The 12,730-nt window shown below is 35.7% G+C and carries 12 protein-coding genes; 9 read left to right on the forward strand and 3 right to left on the reverse strand.

Going from position 1 to position 12,730, the window contains the following annotated elements; translation table 11 throughout:
- Positions 1-60: 60 nt before the first annotated feature.
- Positions 61-678, reverse strand: a complete 618-nt coding sequence (locus AC1RNS_RS16565) for a CPBP family intramembrane glutamic endopeptidase (RefSeq protein WP_492994244.1) — start codon at positions 676-678, stop codon at positions 61-63.
- 80 nt (positions 679-758) lie between these two features.
- A complete protein-coding gene (locus tag AC1RNS_RS16570; protein ID WP_427544989.1) occupies positions 759-947 on the reverse strand; it encodes a YkvS family protein in 189 nt (62 codons plus the stop codon).
- A gap of 125 nt (positions 948-1,072) precedes the next feature.
- Here AC1RNS_RS16570 and ykzS point away from each other — a divergent pair, with 125 nt between their 5' ends.
- From ykzS to AC1RNS_RS16585, 3 genes are all read left to right on the forward strand, one after another.
- On the forward strand, positions 1,073-1,261 hold the full coding sequence (gene ykzS / locus AC1RNS_RS16575; protein ID WP_427544987.1) for a protein YkzS: 189 nt from the start codon (positions 1,073-1,075) through the stop codon (positions 1,259-1,261).
- 92 nt (positions 1,262-1,353) lie between these two features.
- Positions 1,354-1,530: an aspartyl-phosphate phosphatase Spo0E family protein gene (locus tag AC1RNS_RS16580; RefSeq protein ID WP_427544985.1), complete on the forward strand. Its 177-nt coding sequence runs from the start codon at positions 1,354-1,356 to the stop codon at positions 1,528-1,530.
- Positions 1,531-1,946: 416 nt separating this feature from the next.
- Positions 1,947-2,813: an NAD(P)-dependent oxidoreductase gene (locus AC1RNS_RS16585; RefSeq protein WP_492994246.1), complete on the forward strand. Its 867-nt coding sequence runs from the start codon at positions 1,947-1,949 to the stop codon at positions 2,811-2,813.
- A 105-nt stretch (positions 2,814-2,918) separates the two neighbouring features.
- Here AC1RNS_RS16585 and AC1RNS_RS16590 read toward each other — a convergent pair whose 3' ends face one another.
- Positions 2,919-3,311, reverse strand: coding sequence for a DoxX family protein (locus tag AC1RNS_RS16590; protein WP_492447321.1), 393 nt, complete (start codon positions 3,309-3,311; stop codon positions 2,919-2,921).
- 151 nt (positions 3,312-3,462) lie between these two features.
- Between AC1RNS_RS16590 and AC1RNS_RS16595 the strand changes: the two genes are divergently transcribed.
- The 6 genes from AC1RNS_RS16595 (at position 3,463) to AC1RNS_RS16620 (ending at position 12,679) form a co-directional block, all read left to right on the forward strand.
- Positions 3,463-3,780, forward strand: a complete 318-nt coding sequence (locus tag AC1RNS_RS16595) for a winged helix-turn-helix transcriptional regulator (RefSeq protein WP_427544979.1) — start codon at positions 3,463-3,465, stop codon at positions 3,778-3,780.
- A gap of 681 nt (positions 3,781-4,461) precedes the next feature.
- Positions 4,462-5,784 carry an MFS transporter gene (locus AC1RNS_RS16600; RefSeq protein ID WP_492994248.1) on the forward strand — a complete coding sequence of 441 codons (1,323 nt, stop codon included), beginning with the start codon at positions 4,462-4,464 and terminating at the stop codon, positions 5,782-5,784.
- A 68-nt stretch (positions 5,785-5,852) separates the two neighbouring features.
- Positions 5,853-6,755, forward strand: coding sequence for a chemotaxis protein (locus AC1RNS_RS16605; protein ID WP_492994249.1), 903 nt, complete (start codon positions 5,853-5,855; stop codon positions 6,753-6,755).
- 191 nt (positions 6,756-6,946) lie between these two features.
- The gene (locus AC1RNS_RS16610; RefSeq protein WP_492994251.1) at positions 6,947-8,500 is read left to right on the forward strand and encodes a Ppx/GppA phosphatase family protein; all 1,554 of its coding nucleotides are present in this window, start codon (positions 6,947-6,949) and stop codon (positions 8,498-8,500) included.
- Entirely contained in the window at positions 8,490-10,643 is a 2,154-nt protein-coding gene (locus AC1RNS_RS16615) for an RNA degradosome polyphosphate kinase (RefSeq protein ID WP_492994316.1), read from the forward strand. The genes AC1RNS_RS16610 and AC1RNS_RS16615 overlap by 11 nt, the downstream gene beginning before the upstream one ends.
- A gap of 29 nt (positions 10,644-10,672) precedes the next feature.
- A complete protein-coding gene (locus AC1RNS_RS16620) occupies positions 10,673-12,679 on the forward strand; it encodes a putative bifunctional diguanylate cyclase/phosphodiesterase (protein ID WP_492994253.1) in 2,007 nt (668 codons plus the stop codon).
- Positions 12,680-12,730: the final 51 nt, after the last annotated feature.

Genomic DNA, 12,730 nt, shown 5'->3' on the forward strand with positions numbered 1-12,730 from the left:
AAAAGCCCTCCTTTTCTAAATTAAACGTTGGTAAAGATAAAATGTTTCCAATTTTTAATGTTATGATGTTAAAGGTAACACTAAAAATAATAATAGTACAAAAACTACATGGGCTACAATAACAAGTGGCATACTTTTACGCCATTCATATAAAAAGCCCCAAATCAGGCTCGCTATGAGTGCAGCAACCATACCAAGCATAAAGCCGCTTAATGCAATGGAGATGGCGCATAAAATAGCTGTTACAATAACAGCAACAGCAGGGCGCATAAAGCGTTTTAACTGTTGTTGAATATATCCACGCCAAAATAGTTCTTCACCAATAGCTATAATGAATACAAGTAAAATATAGTGCCAAATATTTTGTGGTCCATAGTTTGTTAAAAATTTTTGAACAGATTGTACTAACGAATCACTAACGTATGGTGCAAGCCAATAGCCAAAGCGAATGATACCATATGTTATTGTACCGTATCCAATACCAAAGAGTAGAAATTGCCATGTAGGTAATTGATCTTCGATTTTACCAGCCAAGATAGAGATAGCAATACATACAAGCAAAATAAATGCATACAAGTACCAAAATACAGCTTGATTAGCAAAGGTAAAAGCTAGCATGCCATAAACGAATAATAAAGAAAGGAGAAATAATATTGTTTGTTTCGAATTTGTAAGCATAATTCGACCTCCATGCTTTAATTTTATCAAAAAAAAAGTCCCGTATCATCTATAAAGACAAATAGGGACTATTCAGACTATTAAGCTTCATTAGTATATAAAATTTTGTATCGTTTATGATTGACAACTGTTTTCTCTTCAATCTCTAAAGTATCGAAGTTCTCCATGTATGTTAAATCTACAATTACCGAATTTTCATTAACCTTTTCAACAATACCTTGCAGACCATTTTTAAACTCGATAATATTTCCAACTTCAGCTATTTTCACAGACAGTCAGCTCCTTCATCGACTAATAATATACAGTTTGCAATAAAAAAAGGGAAACGTAAAGCTTTTTTTGAATAATTCATAATTTAATACACAAAATGATTAAGAAGAAAGGAATGTAATAAATGGAAAAATACGAAAATATGCTTAAACAATTACAAAATGGGGAAATTAACAGTATAGAAATTGATAAGGAACAATTTTATGAATTTAGAGAAGTACTGGTAAAACATCCTTTATTTAAACACTTTCGTGGTGAGGCCAAACAAAATGGGCTAGTGATTTACACTTATCAGGAAATTCCTAGAAGTTAATTTGTCGAACATTGTCGGAAGTTAATGCTGTAAGAAATGAAATATAAATGTATAATAATGGTATGATTATTTGTATGTGGAGGGTTGTATGAATGGTCAATCTACTCTTGAAACAAATGGAACAAACTCGTGAGATGATGATTCGCTCAGGTGTAGAAAACGGGTTACAAAATGCAAAAACCATTCAACTGAGTCGCAGATTAGATCAGTTAATGAACACTTATTATAGACAGACAGTATTTGAGGAAGAAGAAGATCAAGAAGAATAAAAGAATGTTCCAGTATTCAGAGTATAAACTTTAAAAATGATGTTTAAAAAACATTTAATGGGGAATACTTAAATTGAACACAGCAACATTCTCATTTCCCCCTTTAGAGCAGTGATACCCCAATCACTTGCTCTCTTTTTTATCTTCATTCAGCAGAAGACTTTCACCTCTATAGGTGGTGAGATGAATGAGGTTTTGGTTCCTTTTCAGTCAAACACCTACTGAATGAAGATAAAGCCTCGCCAAGGCGAAATTGATTTATTCGTATATATGCTCAACCATGATTTTTTAGAACAAGTCATATAAGAAGAGTTTGAATTATTGCACTTATTCCACTACACTGAAAACATAATAATAAGTGCTAATCATTGGTTTTCAATTGGTGGCTAGCATAGATAATGAAGGAGTCGCTACATATGGGAAAAGAACGTATTGCATTTATTGGTACAGGCGTTATGGGCGCTAGTATTGTTAAGCATTTATTACACAATGGTCATGAAGTAACGGTTTACACTAGAACTAAAGAAAAAGCTGAACCACTTGTGGCATTAGGTGCAACTTGGGCTAGCTCACCAGCAGAGGCATTTAAAAATAAGGATATAGCTTTCACAATGGTTGGATATCCTTCAGATGTAGAGGAAGTATATTTTGGAGACAATGGATTATTTCAATCTGCTGAAACAGGCAATATTTTGATTGATATGACTACTTCAGAGCCGACATTAGCAAAGAAAATTTTTAACCATGCTCAAGAGCTTGAGGTAGAAGCGTTAGATGCACCTGTTTCTGGAGGAGATATTGGTGCTCAAAATGGTACATTATCCATTATGGTTGGTGGTAGCAAGGCTACATTCGATAAAGTATTAGTAGTCATGAAGCATTTTGGTGAGAATATTGTTTATCAAGGTGAAGCCGGTGCAGGACAGCATGCTAAAATGTGTAATCAGATCGTTATTGCTTCTGGGATGATTGGTGTATGTGAATCATTGGCTTACGGTTTAAAGGCCGGACTTGATTTATCAACAGTATTACAATCGATTGTGTCTGGTGCTGCTGGATCCTGGTCTTTAAGTAATTTAGCACCTCGTATGATTAAAGATGACTACGCACCTGGTTTTTATATTAAACATTTTGTCAAGGACATGAAAATTGCTTTAGATGAATCTAAAAAAATGGGGATATCGTTACCAGGTTTAACACTTGCCTATGAAATGTATGAGAAGCTTATTGAAGAGGGCTATGGCGAGAATGGTACGCAGGCGCTTTTAAAAGCTTATCTATAATATAATACTGAACCCGAAGTATAACCTTATAGTAAGGGATACTTCGGGTTTTCTTCTTATAATGCTGCTCACTACCACACAGAAAATAGAAAGCTGCGGATAACATTACTCTTTTTCAAAAAGCTTTGCATCTAAAGAGAAGCTAGAAGCCCCAGCAAGCGCAAAGTATAAAGCAATGGCACCTAAAGCTAGGTCTAATTCATAGCCTGCCAATCCATTCTCTCCGATAAAACCAACACTAAGCTTCGCTGTAAAAATAGCCACTACCATTGTTGCAGTTAATAAAGCACCAAAAAGTCTTGTACCTAGGCCTAAAATAATCGCAGCTCCACCCACTAATTCGATGATAGCTACAACATAAGCCATAAAGCCAGGAATTCCTAGGGAACTAAAATAATCAGCTGTAAAGCTAATACCACCCTGAAATTTTTGATATCCATGAACTGCAAAAATAATGCCGAGTACGACACGTAAAATAGTTGATCCAATATTTTGCATTTTTTAACTATCTCCTTTCACTTACATTTCGTAACTTAGTTTATTTTTAAAAACAACTTTTGTCAAGTAACTAAGTTTTATTTTTTAAAACTGATTTTTGAAAAAATGATATACTGTTAAATAAGAAAAGATGACGATGGAGGCAAGTAGATTGGAGCAAAAAAAAATTTGTCCACGCTTTGAAAAGGCGCTAACCATATTGAATCATCGCTGGAACACCCTGCTTATTTATCAGTTATTAGAAGGACCTAAAAGGTACTCAGCTATCAAAAATCAGCTAGGAATTAGCAGCAGGGTGTTAACGGAACGATTAAAAGAATTAGAGATTGAGCAAATTGTGACACGGACAGTTATTCCTTCAACACCAGTAGTGATTGAATATGAGCTAACAGAAAAAGGACATGCACTTGCGCCTGTTCTTCAGGCAATTGAGCAATGGTCTTCCATGTGGGTAAATATCGAAGAATAGTGGAATGAATATCCAAGCGAGGGGCTTGGGTATTCTTTTTGCTAGCAGATAGGGTTTTGCATGTGTCACGGATTTTTAAAGGAATGAATAAAAGGATGTTAGCCTAAAACCTTCGCATCCTGCGAAAATGGCTAACTGACCTGCCTCGTGCAGGCCTGGGCACAATTCAAAATCCGGACGCAATTACGCCAAGGCGAAATTGATGGAATGTTAACCTACTTCATTTATGGATGACCCTTATTAGAATCGCAATGCCACGGTGACCAAATATGCTAGAATTGGTATATACGCATAGTGCAAGTGTTATAGCTAACCTTATCATAGCATGGCTTTTTAGTGTTTTTTGGCATCACACATGGCGCTTAAATATAGTTTGTGTTATCGTGAACTTAGCGTTTATTATCATTTACAGTGTCGTAATTTTGAATATATATTATAGTTAAAAAAGTCACTTGGATGGGAATTGCACCGAGTTTCGACTCCCAACCCTTATGGAAGTCCTTACAGATGTTGTGCTGCTTTCTAGCTTTACATGAAAAGAAGTCATCTCAAAAAGCTTATGAGGTGACTTCTTTTTTGTAAATAGCATGTAAAGACGTGTTATTTTTCTTTAAATAAAAGGTATTTTTTATCGCAAAGGGGAATTAATTTACTAATATAAGAGAGAAGAGGAGGGGTTTTATGAGACAAAGCCAACATGGTGAAACACAGCATCGAAATCAATTGGCATTGTACCTATCACTACCCATTTTATCTTGGGCATTTTATGACTTTGCTAATACGATTTTTTCCTCCAATATAAACACTGTATTTTTTCCATTCTACATGGATGAAGTCTTAGGAACCAATGAAGTGAGGCAGCAAGTGGCGAGTACTTTTATTTCATATGCCAATGCCGTCGCCAGTTTTTTCCTTGTTGTCTTTTCGCCATTATTCGGTGTATGGATTGATCAAACAGGATATAAAAAACGATTTATCGTTTGGTTTGCATCTATATCAATTTTCTTTACTTTTATGATGGGCATTTTTGCGGATTTGCAAACAACAACCACATTTTCAGGTGTACCTTTGAGCTTGTTCTTAGTGGTGGTCAGCTTTGTTATAGCTAAATTCTTCTTTAATTCAAGTCTTGTATTTTATGATTCTATGATGGGTGATTTAGGGACAAAAGAGGAAATGCCCCTTATTTCTGGATATGGTGTAGCGATTGGCTATTTAGGTACCATTTTTGGCTTACTGGTTTATTTATATGTTGGAAATTCAGATTTTCATCGCGCATTTATACCAACAGCTATTTTATACTTACTGTTTTCATTGCCATTATTTTTTATTAATAAAGATACACCAATTCCTAAGGCGCAGCGTAAATCAATAAAATTCTTAGATGGCTATAAAGAAATTGCTCAAACATTTAAGGATATGAAGCAATACAAAGCCATTTTTACTTTTATGATTGCGTATTTCTTTTTAAATGATGCTATTGCTACAACTATTGCGATGATGGCGGTTTATGCCAAAACAATTGTAGGATTTACATCAGGTCAATTTATTGTCCTTTATTTAGTATCTACTGTGTCGACAATTATTGGCTCACTTGCATTTGGCTACATTACAAAAGCAGTTGGTGCTAAGCGAGCAATTACATTAGTGGCATTATTAATGATTATTGCTCTAACATTCGCTGTATTTGCGACAGAGCAGTGGATGTTCTGGATTGCAGGAAGCATGTTTGGCATTTCACTAGGGTCGATGTGGGTAACTTCAAGAACCTATATTATTGAACTTTCACCAGATGAAAAACGTGGGCAATTTTTTGGGTTGTTTGCATTTTCAGGTAAAGTATCCTCCATCATTGGACCAGTAGTCTATGGGACAGTTACATTATGGATGAAAGATTATGGCACTCTAGCAAGTAGAGTAGCACTCTCCACATTAATTGTAATGACGGTGATCGGTCTATTTGTACATTTAAAAGTTCATGATAAAAATGGAAATAGCAAGTAGGAGAAATGTATTGCCTATGATACAATTGAATTATAAAAAGAAGTTGAACAGAAAGGAGCGGGGTTGCTTTGGAACAAAAAGGTATATTATTAGAAAGTGGCACAAATGAGCTAGAAATCGTTGAATTTGAAGTGGCTACCAATAAATTCGGTATAAACGTTATTAAAGTAAAAGAAATTATTCAACCGATTCCAGTAACATTTATTCCACACGCGCACCCGCATGTAGAGGGGATTATTCAATTACGAGGTGAGGTATTACCAGTAGTTGATATGCTTCGTGTTTTAGGTATTCAACATTCAGAGCGCAATCCTCAACAAAAATATATTGTTGCAGAATTTAATAAACAACGTGTTGTATTCCATGTCGATAATGTTACACAGATTCATCGAATTTCATGGAATCAAATTGAGAAGCCATCAGATATGTATCAAGGTGGTACCTCACAAGTAATTGGTGTTATTAAACAAAATGAGCAAATGATTCTGCTGCTAGATTTCGAAAAAATTATGGTGGACATTAATCCAGATTCAGGTATTAGTGTAGAATCTGTTAAAAAGCTTGGTCAACGTGAGCGCTCTGAAAAACGTATTTTGATTGCTGAAGACTCACCGTTATTACGTAAATTATTATTTGATACGATGAACGAAGCAGGCTATGTTAATGTCGAATTTTTCGAAAATGGCCGTGATGCCTATGAGTACTTAGAATCCATTGTTAAAGGTGGAGGCGATGTATCCGAGCATGTTCAATTAGTGGTGACTGATATTGAAATGCCACAAATGGATGGGCATCATTTAACAAGAAAAATCAAGGAACATCCAGATCTTCAAAAGCTCCCTGTCATTATCTTCTCAAGCTTAATTACAGACGATCTTCGCCATAAAGGTGATAAAGTAGGAGCAGAGGATCAAATCAGTAAACCAGAAATTGCTGAGCTTATTTTACGCGTAGACCAGCTGATTTTATAGATTTACTGTCAATATTGGATAGAGTTGAAAAGGTACTTCACAATATTAATAATGGGTATCCTGAACGTATCATTAATAACTGAAAGAAAGTCGGATGCCTAGCAAGGGAGTCCGACTTTTTTGTATAGATAAATGTGCCAAGAACAAAATAAGACTGTGCATTTGCATGTAGGCATTAAGGAAGTGATTATTTGAATGAGTTAAAAACGGCGATTATCGATATTGGTTCTAACACCATTCGATTAGTATTGTATCTATACGATAAAGAAGAGGGACTTCGTGAACTTGGAAATATTAAAACAGTTGCACGTTTACGTACATTCTTACAACCCTCTGGAGAAATGTCTGAGGAAGGCATACAAGTATTGACTGAAACATTACTAACATTTAAAGCAATGCTAGACGATTTTGAAGTGACTGATGTTAAAGCTGCCGCAACAGCGGCCATACGTCAAGCAACTAACAGAGCTGAAATTATTGATCGAATGAAGGCAGTCACAGGCATACAAATAGACCTTTTATCTGAGGAAGAAGAGGCTTACTTTGGCTTTGTTGCAGTAGCTCATTCAATGGGGACTAAATCTGCTGTAACCATTGACATTGGCGGTGGGAGTACTGAAATTACACTATTTGAAAACAAAGAACTTCAGAAGTCTTTCAGTTTTCCATTCGGTACAGTGTCTTTAAAGCAGCGCTTTGTTAAAGGTGACATCATTAATAGCAGTGAAAAAAAAGAGCTCATTGCATTTATCAAAGGGCAATTTAAAACACTTTCATGGATTCAAAACGTCGGATTACCGATTATCGCTATTGGTGGAAGTGCACGAAATATTGCTCAAATTCATCAACAAAAGTGCGACTATCCGATTGCAAGTGTCCATGGCTATGAAATGTCGAAGGGAAATTTAGATGACCTTAGTGTATTTTTAGGAGATTTGAGTTTTAATGATCTGAAACAATTAGACGGACTTTCTGCAGATCGAGCCGATATCATTGTCCCTGCTTTAGAAGTTTTTCGCGTTCTAATGGAGGTTGTTGGAAGTGATGTGTTCCAACTAACGAAAAAGGGCTTACGTGAGGGGCTTATTATCCAACGCATATTACAGACGGATCCGAGTGCCTACGATAAATACAATGTATTTGAGGGAAACGCTAGAAGATTAGCACGTCAGTATGGTCGAACTGAAGACGAGGTCGACTATTTAATGCATTTAGGTGATCAATTATATCGTGAGTGCTGTCATTTGAAATATTTACAATATAATCCAAATGATTTGCAATTATTGACGAAAGCGGCGAAAGTATTCAATATTGGCGAATATATTGAGTTAAGCTCTGCAAGTCAGCATACTTTTTATTTACTAGCAAACCAATCTATAGATGGATTAAATCACAAGGAACGCGTGAAATTAGCACTGCTGGCTTCTTATAAAAATCGAGATTATTACCAGCGATTTGCAGCTCCATTTGAAGACTGGCTAGGGCGTGAAGAATACCGGAAAATACGAGACTTCGGAGCACTATTAAAATTTATTTATGCTTTAAATGTCTCTAAAAGAAAAATAGTACATGCTATTGAAATGCACAATGAAGAGGATTATGTACAGCTCGGTATATACGTGAAAAATCATGCTGCTGCTGAAAAATATCAAGCAAATCGGCATAAGAAGCATCTTGAACGTGCATTAAAGATACCGATAAAAATAAACTTTATTGAAGAAGGGTTGATTAATGATGACAACTGAATTGACGAATAATCAGCTAGACGAGGAAGTTTCAGAAACACAAAGTCGATTATTAGAGGAAATTGCCAAGCCTCAATATTATAATAATCGTGAATTAAGCTGGCTTGCCTTCAATGAACGAGTTTTAGAAGAAGCAGAGGATGTTAATAATCCTCTGCTAGAACGTCTAAAGTTTTTAGCAATTTTTAGCTCGAATTTAGATGAGTTTTTCATGGTTCGCGTAGCAGGTTTACAGGATCAGGTACGTGCAGGTTTCCATAAGGCAGAAAATAAGTCTGGTTTAACACCAAAAGAGCAGCTTGCCAAAATTGCAGAGCGTACTCAGGCATTAGTGCGTCGCCAAACAGAAGTATACAGACATTTAATCTATGATTTATTACCCCAACATAATGTACATATAGCAGACATCAAAGATTTAAATAGTACACAAAAAGCATTTATCAATGAAATGTTTACAGAAACAATCTTCCCTGTGCTGACACCTGTTGCAGTAGATGCCTATCGTCCTTTCCCGACATTGCTCGGTAAAACATTAAATTTACTTGTATTATTAGAGCAGGATGAGACAGACCTAGAAAGTCGTGAAAGAGTAGCGATTGTACAGGTACCATCTGTATTAGATCGTTATATTAAAGTTCCTTCTGCAGAAGGAGAATCAGTCGTTGTCCTTCTAGAAGACGTGATAGTAGCCCATATAGAAAAGCTCTTTTATGGCTATAGTGTTAAATCAGCACAAGCTTTCCGATTAACACGTAATGCCGATTTAACCATTCATGAAGAAGGAGCAAGGGATTTACTGGTTGAAATTGAGAAAGAGCTGAAAAAGCGTAAATGGGGCGTTGGAAGTCGTCTTGAAGTACGTGAAGGTGAAATGAATGAGGAAGTTCTCAATTATCTACTAGATGAATTTGAAATTGAGGAATCAGATGTCTTTCATATTGACGGACCATTAGATTTAACATTTATGTTCTCTTTTGTAAAGGGCATATCAGTTGGTAGAGAGCATTTAGAATATGAGAGCTTTATTCCGCAGCCTCCTTTAGATTTACAATCTGATGAAAATATTTTTGAAAAGGCACTGCAGCAGGATATCTTTTTCCACCATCCATATGAGTCCTTTGCTCCTATTGTCGATTTTATCTCAGAAGCGGCACTAAATCCGAATGTATTGGCTATTAAACAAACATTGTATCGAGTAAGTGGGAATTCCCCGATTATACAGGCATTAAAGCTGGCAGCTGAAAATGGCAAGCAAGTAACGGTTTTAGTTGAATTAAAGGCTCGCTTTGATGAGGAAAATAATGTGCATTGGGCAAAGCAACTTGAACAGGCTGGTTGTCTTGTTATATATGGTATGAACAATTTAAAAACACACTCTAAAATAACGCTTGTTGTAAGTCGGAGTAACGGAAAAATTGAACGCTTCGTACATCTAGGTACAGGAAATTATAATGATGCCACTGCAAAAATCTATACAGATATGGGCATAATAACGTCAGATAAGGAATTTGGTATTGACGCCACTAACTTCTTTAACTATTTAAGCGGTTATACAGAGAAGCCTACTTTTAATCATTTAGTTGTGGCACCGTTCGATATTCGAGATGAATTTATTCGTTTGATGGACGAGGAAATAGCGTGTCATAAGAAGTATGGGAATGGTTTTATTCGTGCAAAAATGAATTCACTAACAGATAAAGATTTAATGATGAAGCTATATGAGGCATCCATTGCAGGTGTCAAAGTAGAGCTGATTATTCGTGGCATTTGTTGTATTAGACCAGGTATTCCTGGCATTAGTGACAATATCACTGTAACTAGTATTGTTGGCCGTTTCCTTGAACATTCTCGTATTTATTGGTTCCATCATAATGGGGAAAACAAAGTCTATTTATCTTCAGCGGACATGATGACACGCAATATGATTAAACGTGTAGAAATTTTATTCCCTGTATATGCAAGTGAAGCAAAAGCTCGTATTATTAACATCATGAATGCACAACTTGAAGATACAGCCAAAGCTCGTATTCAAGATTCTAATGGCAAATATCATTACAAAGAGTTTGATCGAAGTGAAGATCCTATTAATAGTCAAGAAATGTTCTTAAAGGATGCACTAAAGCCTACGCTAGACGAAGAATAAAGCAAACACGCTACTTAGTGAGGGATATAATGGAAAAATATAAAGAGAGTGTAGCGCCATTTGCAGACTATCAACAAGTCATACAGCTTAATCCTTTTGATGCAGTTGTATGTTTGAGAAAAGTTGATACAAAAGCGTTTGAAGTCGTTAATTTTAACGATAAACTACCATCATTTATTGAGCTACAGGATGTGAATGCCACCAATGCCGAGCAATTTTTTCCAGAGCAATGCTGGCTGCAAATATCGGAAATATTACAGCAGGAACTAAACATGGATCTAAAACTAGAGATTTGTACAGGGAGCAAAGTAAAAACATTTATTGTCAATGTACAGCATCTAGAAAAATCAGTTGTGGCAGTTATTTTACGTGAGACACATAATGATGTGGCGCCTTATTTGCAATTTGTGGAACAATATGTGAGTCCTGTGTTAACAACTGATGTTCAAGGTCGTATTGTACATCAGAACTTTGCTGCCACTACTCTCTTATCAAGTGGACATCACAACCTGGTAGGACGAAATATTTTTTCATTATTAGAAAGTAAGTATATCGATGAATTCAAATTATTATTTGCAAAAACTGTTGAGGGTTCTGCTTTTGGTATGCCTAAATGCTTGCTTAAAGACCAATTGCTAAGTAATGAACCTTTTTATTTAAAGACTCATCCAACCTACTTTAATGGTGAAATTATTGGTGTACATTTATTTGTAAAAGATGCCAATAGCTTTATGAATGATCAAGAATCTTTTTATTACCTAGCATTAATGGATGAGTTAACGGGTATTTGGAACCGTAAAGCATTTAAAGAGCATTGGCTGCATCATTTAAATGATAAAAAGCATGAAAATAAACAAGCTGCACTTATTTTAGTAGATATTGATCGCTTTAAAAAATTTAATGAATCCCTTGGTGAAAGTAAGGGAGATGAGCTGATGCGTATGTTTAGTCATAGACTTCGTGAACTGTGCTACTCAAAGTGCTCTCTTTATCGCTATAACAGTGATGAATTTATTTTTGTTCTAAAAGATGCAACCATCAATAAAATAGAAAAAACAGCAAATGCTATATTAGATGCTCTTAAACAGCCGTTTATGATTGATGGACAGGAATATTTTATTAGTGTATCCATCGGTATTTCCCTTAGCCCAGCGGATGGCAAGGATTTAGAGACTCTAGTCCGTAAAGCAGATAAAGCCTTATTTTCTGTAAAAGAGCATGGACGTTCACACTATCGTTACTACCGAGAAGATATGATAACTGTTTTTCCTAACGAGGCATTAATGGAAGCGCACTTAAGACGTGCTATCGAATTTAATGAGCTAAGTATTCATTTACAGCCACAAATGGATTTAACGAATAATAGTATCAATAGTTTTGAGGCATTGTTACGGTGGAATAATCGTAAATTTGGCTTTGTATCACCTGCACAATTTATACCCATTGCAGAGGCATCAGGCTTAATCATTGAGATTGGCGATTGGATAATTGATGAGGTATGCCGCTATCAAAAGGAGTGGCAAATGAAAGGCTATCGTCCGGTACGAATTGCTGTGAATATCTCACCAAAGCAATTTAGAAAAGAAAATTTTGCTCGAAAGATTGAGGAAGCCTTAAAAAAATACAATGTCCCGCCTAAATTACTCGAAGTAGAAATTACGGAAAGCTCCATGACCAATGTTCATGAAACATTTTCTATTTTAACGGAATTGAAGCAATTAGGTGTCTATGTATCAGTTGATGATTTTGGTACTGGCTATTCCTCTTTAAGTTATTTAAAGCGCTATCCGATTGATATTATAAAAATTGACCAATCATTTATTGCAGACATTGCCAAAGATGATAAGAACGAGGCCATTATCAAGGCCATTATTTCAATGTCTCATAATTTAGGCTTAGAGGTCGTTGCAGAAGGAATCGAGGAACCCTCCCAAGTTGATTTCCTCAAACGCCATCGATGCCAAAAAGGGCAAGGCTACTTATATAACAAGCCTTTACCTGTAGAAACCATAGTTGAACAATATTTTGTAAGTTAATAATGATCATTAAGTAGCACTTCATGAATTGTGAAGTGCTACTATTTTTTT

It is taken from the genome of Lysinibacillus sp. GW821-FHT14F06, from assembly GCF_058803665.1.

Excerpts from the sequence above, each read along its gene's own strand:
- AC1RNS_RS16565 (WP_492994244.1), bottom strand. The coding sequence starts at position 678 with ATGCTTACAAATTCGAAACAAACAATATTATTTCTCCTTTCTTTATTA.
- ykzS (WP_427544987.1), top strand. The coding sequence starts at position 1,073 with ATGGAAAAATACGAAAATATGCTTAAACAATTACAAAATGGGGAAATT.
- AC1RNS_RS16580 (WP_427544985.1), top strand. The coding sequence starts at position 1,354 with ATGGTCAATCTACTCTTGAAACAAATGGAACAAACTCGTGAGATGATG.
- AC1RNS_RS16585 (WP_492994246.1), top strand. The coding sequence starts at position 1,947 with ATGGGAAAAGAACGTATTGCATTTATTGGTACAGGCGTTATGGGCGCT.
- AC1RNS_RS16590 (WP_492447321.1), bottom strand. The coding sequence starts at position 3,311 with ATGCAAAATATTGGATCAACTATTTTACGTGTCGTACTCGGCATTATT.
- AC1RNS_RS16600 (WP_492994248.1), top strand. The coding sequence starts at position 4,462 with ATGAGACAAAGCCAACATGGTGAAACACAGCATCGAAATCAATTGGCA.
- AC1RNS_RS16615 (WP_492994316.1), top strand. The coding sequence starts at position 8,490 with ATGACAACTGAATTGACGAATAATCAGCTAGACGAGGAAGTTTCAGAA.
- AC1RNS_RS16620 (WP_492994253.1), top strand. The coding sequence starts at position 10,673 with ATGGAAAAATATAAAGAGAGTGTAGCGCCATTTGCAGACTATCAACAA.